Source organism: Devosia sp. P2_G7, from assembly GCF_056403495.1.
Genome location: NZ_JBFUFI010000014.1, coordinates 68,675 through 83,480 on the forward strand (window position 1 = coordinate 68,675; position 14,806 = coordinate 83,480).

Consider the following 14,806-nt stretch of genomic DNA (forward strand, 5'->3'; position numbering starts at 1 on the left):
GGAAGAAGGGCGAGATCGTGCCACAACTACCCCTCTCCCCTTGAGGGAGAGGGTGGCCGCGTAGCGGCCGGGTGAGGGGCAGGCTCGCCCTACGCCCCCACAACCCCCGACTCCCAGCCAAGAATCGCCCGCTTGCGCGGCACGCCCCAGTGGTAGCCGGTCAGCGCGCCGCTGGTCCCCACGACGCGATGGCACGGCACCACGAAGCTGATCGGGTTCTTCCCCACCGCCGCACCGACCGCACGTGCCGCAGTCGGCCGGCCGATGTGGTTGGCGACCCGCTGATAGGTCGTGGCCTTGCCCACCGGGATGCGCAGCAGCGTCTCCCACACCTGCACCTCGAAATCGGTGCCGATCAGCACGACGCGGACCGGCTGTTCGGGGTCCCAGCGGCTCGGGTCGAACACCCGCGCCGCAACCGGCGCCACCGCTTTGTCGTCGCGGCGATACCGGGCGTTGGGCCAGCGGTTGGCCAGATCCTCGAAGGCTTCCTCGATCGACATGTTCTCGTCGGCAAAGCCGATGCCTGAGAGACCGTACTCCGTCATGGTCAGCACCGCGGTGCCGAACGGCGAGGGGGCGGCGCCCCAGGTCATCTCGAGGCCCTCGCCCTTTGCCCGGAAGGCGCCGGGCGGCATGGCCTCGTGGGTGACGAACAGATCGTGCAGGCGCGAGGTCGACGACAGGCCCACCTCGTAAGTGGTGTCGAGAACGCTCTGCTGGTCGGCCAGCAACTTTTTCGCGTGATTGAGCGCCACGGCCTGGGCGAAGCTCTTGGGGCTCAGCCCGCACCAGCGGCGGAACAGGTCGGTGAGCTGCCGCTCGGTCAGCCCGAGGGCGCGGGCAAAACGCGGCAGATCGGTTTCGTCGGGCAGCGTCTCGCTGAGATAAGCGATCGCGGCCTGGACGGTCTCGTAGTCCGAGTTGGCGATGATGGTCTGGTGCTTGCTCATGGCCGGAACATAGGCGCGCCCGCCGCCGGTTGCGACCCGGTTTTGACGCTCTTGTGCCTAAACCCGCGCGCGCTTCAGCGCGGTGCCGAAAGCCTTGGCGAAGCTCGACTTTTCGTCCTGGTTGAGGAACTGGCCGAGCGCGACGTCGCGGTCGCGGGTCCTCAGATGCAGCGCTACGGTGCGCTCGTTGAAATCGCGGTCGACCACCAGCTTGACGAAATAGGGGTTGAACCGGCTGAGGGTTTCCTTGCCGGTGCCGTCGACCTGCTTCAGCTCAAGCTGATCAGGCCACAGCGTCACTTCCTCGTAGCGCTTGCCATCGCGCTGCGAGGCGCTGAGCGCCCACCAGATCAACGCAATGTCGAGGCCGAGAAAGCCGACGATCGGCCAGGCGCCCATCGAAAAGAAGACCATGCCGGGAATGGTGGCCAGCACCGCAAAGAGCACCACGACGACGCGAACACCCTTGCGTCCCAGCGATCGATGGGGCGTCAGCTTTGCCGCGAATAGCGGCCTCGCTTGCGTTTGGGTCGTCATCTTGGGCATCAGTATAGCCTCAGAATCGGGATGACGGAAATGGCGCAGCAAAAAGTGAAGCGACTGCCAAAGGGCCTACCAACGTCAGATGTCGAAGCCATTTTCGGCGCTTTTGCGGCGGCGGAGCCCGAACCGAAGGGCGAACTGGACTACGTGAACCCCTTCACGCTGCTGGTGGCGGTGGTGCTTTCCGCCCAGGCGACCGACGCCGGCGTGAACAAGGCGACCAAGCTGTTGTTCCAGCTGGCCGATACGCCCGAGAAGATGGTGGAGCTCGGCGTCGCCGAGATCGAGGACAAGATCAAGACGATTGGCCTCTTTCGCAACAAGGCAAAGAATGTCTTCGCGCTGAGCCAGCAGCTGATCGAGAAGTTCGACTCAAAAGTGCCCGAGGATCGCGAGGCGCTGGAAACCCTGCCCGGCGTCGGGCGGAAGACCGCGAACGTGGTGCTCAACATCGCGTTCCGGCAACCCACGATCGCGGTGGACACGCACCTGTTCCGCGTCGCCAACCGCACCGGGCTGGCGCCGGGCGACAACCCGCTGGCGGTGGAGACCGGGTTGCTGAAGGTGGTGCCGGACCAGTATCTGCTGCTCGCCCACCACTGGCTGATCCTCCACGGCCGCTACATCTGCAAGGCGCGCAAACCCGATTGCTGGCGCTGCATCATTCGCGAGTGGTGCCGATTCGAGCCGAAGACGCCCGCGCCGAAGGGCAATTGATACAGCCAGTCTGTCGAGTTCCCGCTAAACCCCATACCCCCGCGCCATGGCGGCGGCGAAACTCGGGATGAACACCAGCAACCCCGCCTGCAGGAACAGGAACCGGCGTGCCGCCGATATCTCGGCCGCAACCGGCGCGAACCGCACATCCGCCTTCGCCGCCTTCCGCCACCGTGCAATCGCCTTAGTCGGCGGTATCGACGCCAGGCCGACGCCGGCGAAGGCGATCATCTTGGCCCAGAACACCCAGTTGCCGACATAGTACTCCCACCCCGCCGGCCCGAAGATCACCCGGATGATGCCGACGATAATGACGAGACCGGCCGTCGCGCCATAGGCGCCATCGAGTGCGCCGAGCTGGCCGAGGCGCTTGCCCTCGATCCCGGGCCGCAATAGCGCAAACTCGGCGGCAAAGATCGCCACCAGGGTGAAGACGGCGAGGTGGTGGGCAATGGCGAGGATCAGGTCGGTCATCATGTCGCTCCCGGTTCCGACAAACGCGCCTCGACCTGTGCGAGGCAGCATGTTAACACTGTTCGCATCGAGATAGGCCTGCATGTGAGCAATGTCAACATCTGAGAGTTCCGACCGCTATCATCATGGCGACCTGCGCCGGGCGCTGGTCGAGGCGGCACTGGAACTACTGCTGGAAGGCGGCACGGAAGCCTTGGGCATGCGCGAGCTGGCGCGGCGGGTCGGCGTCTCGGCGGCAGCGCCGTACCGGCATTTCCGCGACAAGCAGGCATTGATCCAGGCAGTCGCCGCCGCAGGGTTCGCACTGTTCCTCGAATCCGTGGAGGCGGCAAAGGCCGGCCTGCCGCAAGACGAGCAGTTTGGGGCGATGGCCGAAGCCTACGTGCAGTTCGCGCTGCGTTACCCGCGGCTCTACAAGCTGATGTTCTCGTCAGAACTGGGCAAGTTCGAGGACAAGGATCTGCGGCGCGCAGCCGACGCGGCCTACGAAAGCCTCGCAGTTGCCGCGGCGAAGGAAGATCCGGAGGCCCCGGGAGAGGCAGCGATCAGCGCCTGGGCCTTTGTCCATGGGCTCTCGATGCTGCTGCTCGATGAGCAATTGCTCGGCGTCTCCGCTGCCAATGCCGAGCCGCTGGTCAAGGCGCTGACCCGCCGGCACGCGCAGCGCTTCGGAAAGCCGCGCCCGGCCTGAGGTTGGCGTTGCGCCAGAGCGCAATCTCCTCTATTTCCGGCGCGGTTCTTTTCGCACCATTCATTGAAGGATCGCCGATGGCCGAGACCCGGTTCGACGTTCTCACCATCGGCAACGCCATCGTCGACGTCATTGCGCCCATCGATCCCGGCTTCCTCGAACGCGAGGGCTTGTCGGAAGGCATCATGCACCTGGTCGATGCCGACCGTTCGGCCTACCTCTACGACCGGATGCCAGACAACAAGCGGCAGATCTCGGGCGGCAGCTCCGCCAATACGGCAGCCGGCGTCGCCTCGCTGGGCGGCAAAGCCTCGTTCGTCGGCAAGGTGGCGGACGACGACCTCGGCGACGTGTTCGCCGACGACCTGAAGCGGATCGGCGTCCATTACGGCGTGTCGCGGCTGTCGGATGGTCCTGCGACGGCCCGCTCGATGATCCTCCTCTCGTCGGACGGCGAGCGGACCATGAACACCTATCTCGGCGCCTGCCACCAGCTCACCACCGCCGACATCAAGGAAGACGAGATCGGCGGCGCCACGGTCACCTACATGGAAGGGTTCCTCTGGGACCCGACCGAGGCCAAGAAGGCGTTCGTCATGGCCGCGCACTACGCCCACAAGCATGAGCGCGCTGCGTCGTTCACGCTCAGCGATCCGTTCTGCGTCAACCGCTACCGCGACGAGTTCCTCGACCTGATCCGGTCCAAGACCATGGACATCGTCTTCGGCAATATCGAAGAGCTGAAGTCGCTGTACCAGACGGACCTGCATGGCGCCGTCCAGGCGATCGCTAAGGACGCTGAACTCGCGGCGATCACCATGGGCGCCGACGGCGCGATGGTGGTGCACGAGGGCGAGATCATCACAGTGCCGGCTTATGCCGTGAAGGAAGTGGTCGACGTCACCGGCGCCGGCGACCTGTTCGCCTCAGGGTTCCTCCTGGCCATCGCCCGCGAGCGCGACTACCGCACTGCGCTGCAGGCCGGATGCCTCGCGGCCAGCGAAGTGATTTCGCATATAGGCGCCCGGCCGGTAGCGGACCTGCAAGCGCTGGCGGCCGAGAAGGGGATTGGGATTTAGGCGCGCGGGGGCGCCCCTCACCCTAACCCTCTCCCCAAAGGGGCGAGGGGACGCACTTTGCACCGCCCGTGCCACACCGCCCCCTCGCCCCTCTGGGGAGAGGGCCGGGGTGAGGGGCAGCCAAGCACACTAAACCTTCCGCAGCGCCACCCGCTCAATCGCGTGGCTCGGCCCTTTGGTCAGCACCAAATCCGCCCGGCTCCGCGTCGGCTGAATGTTGTCGCGTAGGTTCGGGAGGTTGATCTCTTTCCACGCCCACATGCCAAAGGCTTCGGCTTCCTCCGTGCTCATCTTGGTGAAGCGGTGAAAGAAGCTCTTGGGGTCGGCGAACGCGGTTTCGCGCAGGCGCCGGAAGCGCTCCATGAACCAGGTGGTCAGGTCGTTCTCGTCGGCATCGATAAAGATCGAGAAATCGAGGAAGTCGGAGGCGAAAAGGATCGGCTTGCCGGATTTCGGCATTTCGCCCGGCTGCAGGATGTTGAGCCCCTCGACGATCAGGATGTCGGGCCGGTCGATGGTGATGAACTCGCCATCGATGACGTCGTAGACGAGGTGCGAGTAGACCGGCACCTTTACGTCGGGCTTGCCCGACTTGATGTCCGAGAGGAACCGGATCAGCGCGCCGCGATCGTAGCTCTCCGGAAACCCCTTGCGCTCGGCGAGCTTCAGCTCGTCCAGCTGCTTGTTCGAATACAAGAACCCATCCGTGGTGACGAGGTCGACCTTGGGGGAGCTCGGCCAGCGGCTGAGCAGCGCCTTCAAAATACGCGAGGTCGTGGACTTGCCCACCGCTACCGAACCCGCAACACCGATGATGTAGGGCACCTTCCGGCCATCAGCGCCGAGGAACTTGGTCGACGCCCGGTGTAGTTCCTGGGTCGCTTCCACATAGAGTGAGATCAGCCGGCTCAGCGGCAGGTAGATATCCTCGGCCTCGGTGAACGAGATCGGGTCGGTGAGAGCACGCAGCCGCTTCACGTCAGCGGCGTCGAGCGTCATCGGCTCGTCGGCGCGGAAGCCGCTCCACTCGGCCTTGGTGAAATAGTGGTAGGGGGCGAGCTCGAGCTTCTTGACCCCCATTAGCTTTGGGCCTTCCCGCGCGACGCCTTCTCCTCGAGGCCCGATTGCGCCGTGCGGCGCTCGAGCTGCGCCATCACGTCGGCCAGCGGTACCCCGGCGGCGCGGAGCAGCACCAGGAGGTGATAGATCACGTCGGACGCTTCGCCCTCGGTGCCCTTCTTGTCCTTGGTGACAGAGGCTATGATGATTTCGGCCGCTTCCTCGCCGAACTTCTTGGCGCAGCGCTCGATGCCGCCAGCGAGGAGTTTTGCGGTGTAGCTCTCCTCCGGCGAGGCGCCGGCGCGGGCGGCGATGCGCTGGTCCAGCGCTTCGAGGGTGAAGCTCATTTCGTGGCTCCCGGATTGAGGTCGTGACGCATGGCGATGCCGTGGCGCTCCATGTAGTCCTTGGCTTCGCCCACCGTGTAGGTGCCGAAGTGGAAGATCGAGGCGGCGAGCACCGCCGACGCGTGCCCCTCCTTCACCCCATCCACCAGGTCATCGAGCGAGCCGACGCCGCCCGAGGCAATCACCGGCACATGCACAGCGTCCGCGATGGCGCGGGTGAGTTTCAGGTCGAACCCGGACTTGGTGCCGTCGCGATCCATCGAGGTGACCAGCAGTTCCCCGGCGCCACGCTCGACCATCCGCGCGGCGAACTCGACTGCATCGAGGCCGGTCGGGTTACGGCCGCCGTGGGTGAAGACTTCCCACTCGTCCATGTTGTGCTGGCCGGGGGCGCGAACCTGGCGCTGGCGGGCATCGACCGAGACGACGATGCACTGGTCGCCGAACTTGTCGGCGGCCCGGGCGACGAAGTCGGGATCGTTCACCGCCGAGGTGTTGATCGCCACCTTGTCGGCGCCTGCCAGGAGGAGCCTCCGGATATCCTCGATCTTCCTGACGCCACCGCCAACGGTGACGGGCATGAAGCAGTGCTCGGCGGTACGCGCCACCACGTCGAAGATGGTCTCGCGGTTGTCGGAGCTGGCAGTGATATCGAGAAAGCAGAGTTCATCGGCGCCGGCGGCGTCATAGGCGATGGCGGCTTCCACCGGGTCGCCGGCGTCCACCAGGTCGACGAACTGCACGCCTTTCACGACGCGGCCGTCCTTCACGTCGAGGCAGGGAATGATGCGGGTCTTGAGGCTCATTGGCGCGGATCCGAAGGCGGGCGCTTCAGCCGGGCGTAGATCGCAAAGCCGAAGGAGAACACCCAGAAAAAGAAGGCGAACAGCCCGGCAAGGCCGAACAGGGTAGGCAGGATGCCAGAGAAGCCGGCGTAGAACAGCGCCAATATGGGCACCAGCGCCACTGGATACCACCAGAGCCGCACCCGCTCGACCAGTACCGGCTTGTTCTTGAGCTCAGCCATCAGGCGGCCCGCTGCTTCAGCAGCGCTATTGCTTCACGTGAATCAATACGCCCGTCATATAGCGCGCGGCCGGAAATGGCGCCTTCGAGGATCTGGTAGCGCGGCTCTGTCATAGTGCGGATGTCGTTCATCGAGGCGAGCCCGCCTGAGGCGATCACCGGGATCGACACGGCTTCCGCCAGCTCCAGCGTCGAAGGCCAATTGATGCCCTTCAGAATGCCGTCGCGGTCGATGTCGGTGTAAATGATCGCGGCGACCCCAGCGCCCTCGAAGCGCTGCCCCAGTTCAATCGCGGTCAGCTCGGACGTCTCGGCCCAACCCTCCACCGCCACCTTGCCGCCGCGCGCATCGATGCCGACCGCTACCTGGCCGGGGAACAACCGCGCTGCTTCGCGCACCAGCGCCGGATCGCGCACCGCGATGGTGCCGAGGATGACCCGGGCAAGCCCGCGGTCGAGCCACTCCTCGATATGTGCAATCGAGCGGATGCCACCGCCGAGCTGCACCGGAAAGCTCACGGTATCGAGGATAGCCTGCACCGCATCGCCGTTGACGCTCTTGCCGGCGAACGCGCCGTCGAGGTCGACGACGTGCAGGTACTCAAAACCCTGGTCCTCGAATGACTTCGCCTGCGCTGCAGGGTTGTCGTTGAACACCGTGGCCTGGTCCATATCGCCGAGCTTCAGGCGCACGCACTGGCCGTCCTTCAGGTCGATGGCCGGGAAAAGGATCATGGCTTCCACCTCAGGAAGTTGCCGATCAGGGTCAGGCCGAGGCTCTGGCTCTTTTCGGGGTGGAACTGGGTGCCCAGCATGTTGTCGCGCCCGACGATGGCGGTGACCTCCTGGCCGTAGTCAGCCGTGGCGATCAACGTCTCGGGGCGGTCCACCGCCAGATGGTACGAGTGGACGAAATAGGCGTGCAGCCCATCCGGTCCGTCGGGGATGCCCGATAGCAGCGGGTGGGGCTGCCGGATGGTCAGCGTGTTCCACCCCATGTGCGGCACCTTGAGGTCGCCTTTCGGCTCGAGCCGCACGACAGCGCCGGGGATCCAGCCGAGGCCCTTGGTGATCGCCTTCTCGCGGCCTTCCGTGGCCATCAGCTGCATGCCGACGCAGATGCCGAGGAACGGCACGCCGCCCTTGATCACCCGCTCTTCCAACACGTCGACCATGCCGGTGACGGCATCGAGCCCGGCGCGGCAATCGGCGAAGGCGCCGACCCCGGGCAAGACGATACGATCGGCGCGGCGGACGACTTCGACGTCGTCGGTGACGAGGATCTCGTCGGCGGTCCCTGTCTCACGCGCGGCGCGCTCGAAGGCCTTGGCGGCCGAGCGGAGGTTGCCCGAGCCGTAATCGATAATGGTGACCGTGCTCATCGGGTCTGCCGCTTCAGGTAGTCGACCAGTGCCAGGTCTTCACCGGCGGCGACGATCTCGGTGCGATAGAGGCCGCCACGTTTGCCGGTCTTCACCCGGCGGAAGCTCGAAGCCTCAAAACCGATCAGGGTGGCGAACAGCGCGTAGATCCAGAATGCCGCTTCACCACCGATCACCACGCTCGAAGCGATGATCGCCACGGTGCCGACCACCCACACGGCGAGCAGCAGCCAGAGCCCGTGGACGAGCGCATGCACCGGCGGCAGCAGGGCTGCGGACCAGGAGAAGCGATCGGCCACCGCAGTGGGCGCATCGTTCGGGCGCTCGTAGACGGAATAGAGGGTCACGGTTATCCTCGTTGGATCGGCGTGGTTGCGGGTTCGCCTTAGAGCAAAACCCGCACGGTTGGAAGATGAGGGAACCGACCGCCTGCCATGCCGTTCGTTCAACAGGCTTCGAGGAGAGCTCCATGACGCACGATTCACCCGACCCGCATGGCGACGGAACCATGGGTTCCAAGCCCAGCCAGGGCATCTTCATCGGCTGGCTCGCCGTCGGGCTGCTCGTGCTGATGGCGGTCTTCACCGCGGTCCTCATCGGCGCGGGCGCCACGCACGGCTTCAGCTGATCTCGCCGGGAGGCGCGAAATGGCCGATGGCAAGTATCTCGCGGTGTTCTACAGCGACAAGGCCGGGCCGAAATGGCAGGCCTGGTACGCGCTATCCGAGGAGGAACGGCGAGCCAAGGACGCGATCGGCCTGCCGGCGCTCGAAGCCTGGGACGAAAAGCACAAGGATTCGATCGTCTACCAGGGCGGACCGCTGGGCAAAACCAAGCGCGTCTCCGACGACGGCGTGGCCGACGCTGTCAACCAGCTAACGGTGTTTGTGGTGGTTCGGGCGCCGTCGCTGGAGGCGGCGGCGCAAATGTTCGAGGGCCACCCGCACATGTCGATCTTTCCCTGCCACGCGGTGGAGGTGATGCCGCTGCTCGGGATGGAGACGGACGACGAGGGTCGGCCGAAAGGCTAAGCCCTAGAGCGTACCCTTGGTCGAAGGGATCGCATCCGCAGCGCGCGGGTCGATCTCGACGGCCGAGCGCAATGCCCGGGCCAGCGCCTTGAAGGCGCTCTCGGCGATATGGTGGTTGTTGTCGCCGTAGAAGGTCTCGACGTGGAGCGTGATGCCGGCATTCATGGCGAAGGCCTGGAACCACTCGCGGAACAGCTCGGTGTCCATCTCGCCCACCTTGTCGCGGGTGAACTCGACCTTCCAGACGAGGAACGGCCGGCCCGAGACGTCGAGCGCGACGCGGGTCAGCGTCCCATCCATCGGCAGGTCGGACGAGGCATAGCGACGGATGCCGCGCTTGCTGCCCAGCGCCTGCTTGATCGCTTCACCCAGTGCAATGCCGACGTCCTCGGCGGTGTGGTGGAAATCGATGTGCAGGTCGCCCTTGGCGACGACGCTCATGTCGATCAGCGAGTGCTTCGACAGTTGATCCAGCATGTGGTCGAGGAAGCCGATGCCGGTCTGCATGTCGTGCTTGCCGGTCCCATCGAGGTTCACCGACACGTTGATGTCGGTCTCATTGGTCTTCCTGATGATCTCGGCGGTGCGCATGGCGGCAGTCCCTGTTGGCGCGGCGGCTGTAGCAGATAGCGCCTGAGGGGTGAAGATGCGGTGAAAGAGGGCCGCACGTCGTGAGCGGCGCGACCCAGGTAACCTCCGGGAAACTACCCAACCGGCTAGCCAGGTTTGCATTCCCTCGACCCGTGCCTAAATAGGGTCCAACAGTTCTGGAGTTTTTCCCAACATGTCGAAGGACAACGAGTTCCCCGGCTGGCACGGCACGACGATCGTCGCCGTCCGCAAGGGCAACAAGGTGGTAGTGGCCGGTGACGGACAGGTCTCGGTCGGCAACACCGTGATGAAGCATTCCGCCAAGAAGGTCCGGCGCCTCGCCGACGGCAAGGTAATCGGCGGCTTTGCCGGTGCCACCGCCGACGCGTTCACGCTGTTCGAGCGGCTGGAAGCCAAGCTGGTGCAGTACCCCGACCAGCTGATGCGCGCCTCGGTCGAGCTCGCCAAGGACTGGCGCACCGACCGCTACCTGCGCCGGCTCGAAGCGATGATGATCGTCGCCGACAAGGACGTCACCCTGGTGCTCACCGGCACCGGCGACGTGCTGACCCCCGACCACAACACCATCGCCATCGGCTCAGGCGGCAACTACGCCTATTCCGCGGCCCTGGCGCTCAGCGAGAACACCGAGCTCGATGCCGAGGAGATCGCCCGCAAGGCGATGAAGATCGCGGCCGAGGTCTGCATCTACACCAACGAGAACGTGACGGTCGAAACGATTGAAACCGTCTGACGCCCACCGCTACGGCTTCCGGCCCGTGACGCAAGCCGACAAGCCGCTCCTGGCGCGCTGGCTGGCGGAGCCGCACGTGGCGAAATGGTGGGACAACGACCTGGGCAAAGCGCTGAAGTCGATCGAAGGCCACATCGATAGCATCTCGGTGGAGCCGTTCATCGTCGAGCTCAATGGCAAGCCGATCGGCTACATCCAGAGCTACGATCCGCATCTCGAAGATGGCCACCCGTACCAGGACCAGCCGACCGGAACGCTGGGGATCGACCAGTTCATTGGGGTGCCCGAGCTGATCGGCAAAGGCCACGGCCCGCGGCTGATCGAGGCGTTCGTCGAGCTACTGTTCGAGGAAGGCGCCATCCGGGTGATCATCGATCCCGATCCGGCCAATGCGGCGGCGATCCGGGCATACGAGAAAGCCGGGTTCGAGAGCTTCGATACGCGGCACTCGGAATATGGCCCGGCGCTGATGATGGCGCGGAACGCCGACGGAGATTTCGCGTGAGCTGGACCACCCGCCGGCTCGCCGCTGCAGACGCCGAAGCCTACCGGTCGCTCCGGATCGAAGGGCTGCAGAACTCGCCCGCCTCGTTCGGCTCGAGCCTCGCGGAGGAGATCGACAAGCCGGCTTCGGCCTGGGTCGACCGCCTCGACAAGGGCTTCGTGTTCGGCCTGTTCGATGCGGAGGCGCTGGTCGGCACTGCCGGCTTCTATCGCGAGGCGATGCTGAAGTCGGCGCATCGCGGCCACCTGGTTGGCGTCTATCTCAGCCCCGGCTCACGGGGCAAAGGCGGCGCGGACCTGTTGATCGCCGCGGTGATCGCGGAAGCCCGCAACCACGTCCTGCAGCTGCACCTCGCGGTGACGCAGGACAACCCAACGGCCCGCCGGCTCTACGAGCGGCACGGCTTTGTGACATACGGCGAAGACCCGCGCGGCCTGAAGGTCGATGGCGTCTTCTACGATGACTATCTCATGGTGCTGCGCCTCGATGAGGGCAGCGGAAAGTGACGGATTATGAGTGACACCAATTTCTCCCCGCGCGAGATCGTCTCCGAGCTCGATCGCTACATTGTCGGCCAGCATGACGCGAAGCGCGCCGTCGCCGTGGCGCTGCGCAACCGCTGGCGCCGGCAGCAGCTGCCGGATGACCTGCGCGCCGAGGTGACGCCCAAGAACATCCTGATGATCGGGCCCACCGGCGTCGGCAAGACCGAGATCAGCCGGCGGCTGGCGAAGCTTGCCCAGGCGCCGTTCATCAAGGTCGAGGCCACCAAGTTCACCGAAGTCGGCTATGTCGGCCGCGACGTCGAGCAGATCATCCGCGACCTGGTCGAGGCCGGCATTTCGCTGCTGCGCGACAAGAAGCGCGGCGAGGTGCAGGCGCAGGCTCACCACAATGCCGAAGAGCGGGTGCTCGACGCACTGGTCGGCTCGTCCGCCTCGCCGTCGACCCGCGAGAGCTTCCGGCAGAAGCTCAGGACCAACGAGCTCGACGACAAGGAAATCGAGATCGAGATGCAGCCGACGGGCAATCCGGGCGGCTTCGACATCCCCGGCATGCCGGGCGCCAATATCGGCGTGATCAACATCCAGGACATGCTCGGCAAGGCTTTTGGCGGCCGCGGCGTGAAGCGCAAGGTCAAGGTCAAGGACGCGCATCAGCCCCTCCTCGCCGAGGAAGCCGACAAGCTGCTCGACCAGGACCAGCTGAACAAGGAAGCCGTCGACCTGGTCGAGAACCACGGCATCGCCTTCATCGACGAGATCGACAAGATCGTGAACCGCGAAGGCGGCTACGGTGGTGGCGTCTCCCGCGAGGGCGTACAGCGCGACCTGCTGCCGTTGATCGAAGGCACCACGGTCTCCACCAAGTACGGACCGGTGAAAACCGACCACATCCTGTTCATCGCCTCGGGCGCGTTCCACGTCGCAAAACCCTCGGACCTGCTGCCCGAGCTGCAGGGCCGCCTGCCGATCCGCGTCGAGCTCAAGGCGTTGACCCGGCAGGACCTGATCGGCATCCTCAACGACACCGATGCCAGCCTCATCAAGCAGTACGTGGCGCTGATGAAGACCGAGGGCCTGACCCTCGACTTCACCCCGGACGCGATCGAAGCGATCGCCGACGCGGCAGTGCAGGTGAACTCGACGGTCGAAAATATCGGCGCCCGCCGGCTCGCCACCATCCTCGAGCGGCTGGTCGAGGACATCTCGTTCGACGCCCCGGACAAGGCTGGCGAGACGATCCGCATCGACGCCGCCTATGTGCAGGACCGCATCGGCAAGATGGCCGCCGACACCGACCTCAGCCGCTTCGTGCTGTAAGGCAACAGAACGACGAATTGAGAAGGCCGGGAGCGATCCCGGCCTTTGCTATTCTGCTGCGGTGGTGCCGCCGAACTGTGCGCCGTGCAGCCGCGCATAGGCGCCCGCCCTGCCGATCAGCTCGGCATGCGTCCCCTGCTCTACGATACCCTCGCTGCTCACCACCACGATACGATCGGCATTGCGGATGGTGGCGAGCCGGTGCGCCACGACGAGCGTCGTGCGCCCCTCCGACAGTGCGGCGAGCGCCTGCTGAATGGCGTACTCGGTCGCGGTGTCCAGCGCCGAGGTCGCTTCGTCGAGAATGAGGATCGGCGGGTTCTTCAAGAAGATGCGCGCGATGGCGAGCCGCTGCTTCTGGCCACCCGACAGCTTTACGCCACGCTCGCCGGTCGGCGTATCGAGCCCGTCCGGCAGTGACAGCACGAACTCGTCCAGCGCCGCGCGGCGCAGCGCGTCCATGACCTCCTCGTCGCTGGCGCCGAGGCGGCCATAGGCGACGTTCTCTCGAATGGTCGAGCCGAACAGAAATACATCCTGCTGCACGATGCCGATCTGGCCACGCAACGAGGCCTGGGTCATGTCGCGGATGTCGACGCCGTCGATGCTGATGGCGCCGGCGGTGACATCATAGAAACGCGGCAGCAGCGAGCAGATGGTGGTCTTGCCGGCGCCGGACGGGCCGACAAAGGCCACGGTTTCGCCCGCGGCGATCGTGAGGTTCAGCCCGTCCAACACCTTGTCCTTGGACGCCGGATCGCCCGAATAGGCAAAGCTCACATCCTTGTAGACGATGTCACCCTTGAGGCTCTCGACCGGCTTCGCCCCAGGCCGATCTGCAGTATCAGGCTCCGTGTCGATCAGCGTGGTGAACCTGCGGAACCCCGCGATGCCCTTGGGATAGCTCTCCAGCACCGAGGTAATCTTGTCGATCGGGCGGAAGAAGACGTTGACCAGCAGCAGGAAGCCGATGAAGCCGCCATAGCTCAGGTCGCCCTTGATGACGAACCAGGTGCCGGCGACCATCACCACCAGCTGCACGAAGCGGGTGCTGAAATAGCTGAGCGTAATCGACGCCGTCATGATGGCGTAGGCGCTGAGCTTGGTGGCGCGATAGCCCTCGTTGTTCTTGGCGAACAGGCCGCGCTCATAGTCCTCGTTGGCGAAAGCCTTGACCACGCGGATGCCGCCGACGCTCTCCTGCACGCGGGTGTTGAAGTCGCCGACCTGGCGGAACAGCTGCTGCCAGGTGCGGGTCATGCGAGAGCCGTAGCGGCTCACCAGCCAGGTCATCAGCGGCACGATGATGGTGGTCATCAGCGCCAGCTGCCAGTGCACCGTGAACATCAGGATGAACGCCCCGATGAAGGTCATCACCGCGATGAACAGGTCTTCCGGACCATGGTGGGCAACCTCGCCCACCTCCTCGAGATCTTTGGTGACGTGGGTGATCAGCTGGCCGGTCTTGTTGTTGTCGAAATAGCGGAAGCTGAGCTTCTGGATGTGATCGAAGGCCTGCCGGCGCATGTCGGTCTCGATCGAGATGCCGAGCGCATGGCCCCAATAGTTGACGATAGCGATGAGCGCGGTGTTGAGCGCGTACACCGCCAGCAGCAGCGCAGCCGTGCCGGCGATCAGCCCCCAGTTCTGGCCCGGCAACAAGTCGTCGACGAACAGCTTCACCGCCAGCGGGAAGCCCAGCTCAAGAACGCCGGCCAGTACGGCGCAGCCGAAATCGAGAAAGAACAGGTGCCTATAGGGTGCGTAATAGGCAAAGAACCGGCGCAGCATGAAACTCGTCCGAACAGGTCAGCAAATATCGGCTAGCGCA

21 protein-coding genes are annotated in these 14,806 nt (G+C 65.0%); 9 read left to right on the forward strand and 12 right to left on the reverse strand.

The features are described from left to right. Positions 1-89: 89 nt before the first annotated feature. Both AC1DWU_RS20210 and AC1DWU_RS20215 read right to left on the reverse strand, forming a co-directional pair. Positions 90-953 (reverse strand): methylated-DNA--[protein]-cysteine S-methyltransferase, encoded by an 864-nt coding sequence (locus AC1DWU_RS20210; RefSeq protein ID WP_477151807.1) that lies wholly within the window; start codon positions 951-953, stop codon positions 90-92. A gap of 57 nt (positions 954-1,010) precedes the next feature. Continuing rightward, positions 1,011-1,499 (reverse strand): DUF2244 domain-containing protein, encoded by a 489-nt coding sequence (locus AC1DWU_RS20215; protein ID WP_477151808.1) that lies wholly within the window; start codon positions 1,497-1,499, stop codon positions 1,011-1,013. Between the two features lie 30 nt (positions 1,500-1,529). Between AC1DWU_RS20215 and nth the strand changes: the two genes are divergently transcribed. Beyond that, positions 1,530-2,213 carry an endonuclease III gene (gene nth / locus AC1DWU_RS20220; protein WP_477151809.1) on the forward strand — a complete coding sequence of 228 codons (684 nt, stop codon included), beginning with the start codon at positions 1,530-1,532 and terminating at the stop codon, positions 2,211-2,213. 24 nt (positions 2,214-2,237) lie between these two features. On the opposite strand, the gene AC1DWU_RS20225 is transcribed toward nth, so the two are convergent. Further along, on the reverse strand, positions 2,238-2,687 hold the full coding sequence (locus AC1DWU_RS20225; protein ID WP_477151810.1) for a DUF2214 family protein: 450 nt from the start codon (positions 2,685-2,687) through the stop codon (positions 2,238-2,240). 91 nt (positions 2,688-2,778) lie between these two features. Between AC1DWU_RS20225 and AC1DWU_RS20230 the strand changes: the two genes are divergently transcribed. Both AC1DWU_RS20230 and AC1DWU_RS20235 read left to right on the forward strand, forming a co-directional pair. Further along, positions 2,779-3,378, forward strand: a complete 600-nt coding sequence (locus AC1DWU_RS20230) for a TetR/AcrR family transcriptional regulator (RefSeq protein WP_477151811.1) — start codon at positions 2,779-2,781, stop codon at positions 3,376-3,378. 77 nt (positions 3,379-3,455) lie between these two features. After that, complete coding sequence (locus AC1DWU_RS20235; protein WP_477151812.1) at positions 3,456-4,457, forward strand: adenosine kinase; 1,002 nt, start codon at positions 3,456-3,458, stop codon at positions 4,455-4,457. A gap of 129 nt (positions 4,458-4,586) precedes the next feature. Here the strand turns inward: AC1DWU_RS20235 and coaA are convergent, their stop codons facing one another. From coaA to AC1DWU_RS20270, 7 genes are read right to left on the reverse strand one after another with little or no spacing between them, the layout of a single operon-like run. Then, on the reverse strand, positions 4,587-5,537 hold the full coding sequence (coaA, locus tag AC1DWU_RS20240; protein WP_477151813.1) for a type I pantothenate kinase: 951 nt from the start codon (positions 5,535-5,537) through the stop codon (positions 4,587-4,589). After that, positions 5,537-5,863, reverse strand: a complete 327-nt coding sequence (locus AC1DWU_RS20245) for a phosphoribosyl-ATP diphosphatase (RefSeq protein ID WP_477151814.1) — start codon at positions 5,861-5,863, stop codon at positions 5,537-5,539. Before AC1DWU_RS20245 ends, coaA begins: the two co-directional genes overlap by 1 nt. Then, on the reverse strand, positions 5,860-6,669 hold the full coding sequence (gene hisF, locus AC1DWU_RS20250) for an imidazole glycerol phosphate synthase subunit HisF (RefSeq protein WP_477151815.1): 810 nt from the start codon (positions 6,667-6,669) through the stop codon (positions 5,860-5,862). The genes AC1DWU_RS20245 and hisF overlap by 4 nt, the downstream gene beginning before the upstream one ends. Then, positions 6,666-6,890 carry a hypothetical protein gene (locus tag AC1DWU_RS20255; protein ID WP_477151816.1) on the reverse strand — a complete coding sequence of 75 codons (225 nt, stop codon included), beginning with the start codon at positions 6,888-6,890 and terminating at the stop codon, positions 6,666-6,668. Before AC1DWU_RS20255 ends, hisF begins: the two co-directional genes overlap by 4 nt. Then, positions 6,890-7,624 carry a 1-(5-phosphoribosyl)-5-[(5-phosphoribosylamino)methylideneamino]imidazole-4-carboxamide isomerase gene (gene hisA, locus AC1DWU_RS20260; protein WP_477151817.1) on the reverse strand — a complete coding sequence of 245 codons (735 nt, stop codon included), beginning with the start codon at positions 7,622-7,624 and terminating at the stop codon, positions 6,890-6,892. Before hisA ends, AC1DWU_RS20255 begins: the two co-directional genes overlap by 1 nt. Next, positions 7,621-8,271: an imidazole glycerol phosphate synthase subunit HisH gene (gene hisH / locus AC1DWU_RS20265; RefSeq protein WP_477151818.1), complete on the reverse strand. Its 651-nt coding sequence runs from the start codon at positions 8,269-8,271 to the stop codon at positions 7,621-7,623. Before hisH ends, hisA begins: the two co-directional genes overlap by 4 nt. Continuing rightward, positions 8,268-8,618 carry a DUF2628 domain-containing protein gene (locus AC1DWU_RS20270; RefSeq protein WP_477151819.1) on the reverse strand — a complete coding sequence of 117 codons (351 nt, stop codon included), beginning with the start codon at positions 8,616-8,618 and terminating at the stop codon, positions 8,268-8,270. Before AC1DWU_RS20270 ends, hisH begins: the two co-directional genes overlap by 4 nt. Positions 8,619-8,740: 122 nt before the next feature. On the opposite strand from AC1DWU_RS20270, the gene AC1DWU_RS20275 reads away from it, so the two are divergent. Then, positions 8,741-8,899, forward strand: a complete 159-nt coding sequence (locus AC1DWU_RS20275) for a hypothetical protein (RefSeq protein ID WP_477151820.1) — start codon at positions 8,741-8,743, stop codon at positions 8,897-8,899. Positions 8,900-8,918: 19 nt separating this feature from the next. Continuing rightward, complete coding sequence (locus tag AC1DWU_RS20280) at positions 8,919-9,302, forward strand: YciI family protein (protein WP_477151821.1); 384 nt, start codon at positions 8,919-8,921, stop codon at positions 9,300-9,302. 3 nt (positions 9,303-9,305) lie between these two features. Here the strand turns inward: AC1DWU_RS20280 and hisB are convergent, their stop codons facing one another. Further along, complete coding sequence (gene hisB / locus AC1DWU_RS20285; RefSeq protein ID WP_477151822.1) at positions 9,306-9,893, reverse strand: imidazoleglycerol-phosphate dehydratase HisB; 588 nt, start codon at positions 9,891-9,893, stop codon at positions 9,306-9,308. Between the two features lie 193 nt (positions 9,894-10,086). On the opposite strand from hisB, the gene hslV reads away from it, so the two are divergent. From hslV to hslU, 4 genes are read left to right on the forward strand one after another with little or no spacing between them, the layout of a single operon-like run. Further along, positions 10,087-10,647, forward strand: a complete 561-nt coding sequence (hslV, locus tag AC1DWU_RS20290) for an ATP-dependent protease subunit HslV (protein WP_477151823.1) — start codon at positions 10,087-10,089, stop codon at positions 10,645-10,647. Further along, positions 10,634-11,152 (forward strand): GNAT family N-acetyltransferase, encoded by a 519-nt coding sequence (locus AC1DWU_RS20295; RefSeq protein ID WP_477151824.1) that lies wholly within the window; start codon positions 10,634-10,636, stop codon positions 11,150-11,152. Before hslV ends, AC1DWU_RS20295 begins: the two co-directional genes overlap by 14 nt. Beyond that, positions 11,149-11,658 carry an N-acetyltransferase family protein gene (locus AC1DWU_RS20300; RefSeq protein ID WP_477151825.1) on the forward strand — a complete coding sequence of 170 codons (510 nt, stop codon included), beginning with the start codon at positions 11,149-11,151 and terminating at the stop codon, positions 11,656-11,658. The genes AC1DWU_RS20295 and AC1DWU_RS20300 overlap by 4 nt, the downstream gene beginning before the upstream one ends. 6 nt (positions 11,659-11,664) lie before the next feature. Then, positions 11,665-12,975 (forward strand): ATP-dependent protease ATPase subunit HslU, encoded by a 1,311-nt coding sequence (gene hslU / locus AC1DWU_RS20305; protein WP_477151826.1) that lies wholly within the window; start codon positions 11,665-11,667, stop codon positions 12,973-12,975. A 48-nt stretch (positions 12,976-13,023) separates the two neighbouring features. Here the strand turns inward: hslU and AC1DWU_RS20310 are convergent, their stop codons facing one another. Then, entirely contained in the window at positions 13,024-14,766 is a 1,743-nt protein-coding gene (locus AC1DWU_RS20310) for an ABC transporter ATP-binding protein (RefSeq protein ID WP_477151827.1), read from the reverse strand. Positions 14,767-14,806: the final 40 nt, after the last annotated feature.

Bases quoted from the DNA above. Each gene is read 5' to 3' on its own strand.
- AC1DWU_RS20210 (WP_477151807.1), bottom strand. From the start codon at position 953: ATGAGCAAGCACCAGACCATCATCGCCAACTCGGACTACGAGACCGTC.
- AC1DWU_RS20215 (WP_477151808.1), bottom strand. From the start codon at position 1,499: ATGCCCAAGATGACGACCCAAACGCAAGCGAGGCCGCTATTCGCGGCA.
- nth (WP_477151809.1), top strand. From the start codon at position 1,530: ATGGCGCAGCAAAAAGTGAAGCGACTGCCAAAGGGCCTACCAACGTCA.
- AC1DWU_RS20225 (WP_477151810.1), bottom strand. From the start codon at position 2,687: ATGACCGACCTGATCCTCGCCATTGCCCACCACCTCGCCGTCTTCACC.
- AC1DWU_RS20230 (WP_477151811.1), top strand. From the start codon at position 2,779: ATGTCAACATCTGAGAGTTCCGACCGCTATCATCATGGCGACCTGCGC.
- AC1DWU_RS20235 (WP_477151812.1), top strand. From the start codon at position 3,456: ATGGCCGAGACCCGGTTCGACGTTCTCACCATCGGCAACGCCATCGTC.
- coaA (WP_477151813.1), bottom strand. From the start codon at position 5,537: ATGGGGGTCAAGAAGCTCGAGCTCGCCCCCTACCACTATTTCACCAAG.
- AC1DWU_RS20245 (WP_477151814.1), bottom strand. From the start codon at position 5,863: ATGAGCTTCACCCTCGAAGCGCTGGACCAGCGCATCGCCGCCCGCGCC.
- hisF (WP_477151815.1), bottom strand. From the start codon at position 6,669: ATGAGCCTCAAGACCCGCATCATTCCCTGCCTCGACGTGAAGGACGGC.
- AC1DWU_RS20255 (WP_477151816.1), bottom strand. From the start codon at position 6,890: ATGGCTGAGCTCAAGAACAAGCCGGTACTGGTCGAGCGGGTGCGGCTC.
- hisA (WP_477151817.1), bottom strand. From the start codon at position 7,624: ATGATCCTTTTCCCGGCCATCGACCTGAAGGACGGCCAGTGCGTGCGC.
- hisH (WP_477151818.1), bottom strand. From the start codon at position 8,271: ATGAGCACGGTCACCATTATCGATTACGGCTCGGGCAACCTCCGCTCG.
- AC1DWU_RS20275 (WP_477151820.1), top strand. From the start codon at position 8,741: ATGACGCACGATTCACCCGACCCGCATGGCGACGGAACCATGGGTTCC.
- AC1DWU_RS20280 (WP_477151821.1), top strand. From the start codon at position 8,919: ATGGCCGATGGCAAGTATCTCGCGGTGTTCTACAGCGACAAGGCCGGG.
- hisB (WP_477151822.1), bottom strand. From the start codon at position 9,893: ATGCGCACCGCCGAGATCATCAGGAAGACCAATGAGACCGACATCAAC.
- hslV (WP_477151823.1), top strand. From the start codon at position 10,087: ATGTCGAAGGACAACGAGTTCCCCGGCTGGCACGGCACGACGATCGTC.
- hslU (WP_477151826.1), top strand. From the start codon at position 11,665: ATGAGTGACACCAATTTCTCCCCGCGCGAGATCGTCTCCGAGCTCGAT.
- AC1DWU_RS20310 (WP_477151827.1), bottom strand. From the start codon at position 14,766: ATGCTGCGCCGGTTCTTTGCCTATTACGCACCCTATAGGCACCTGTTC.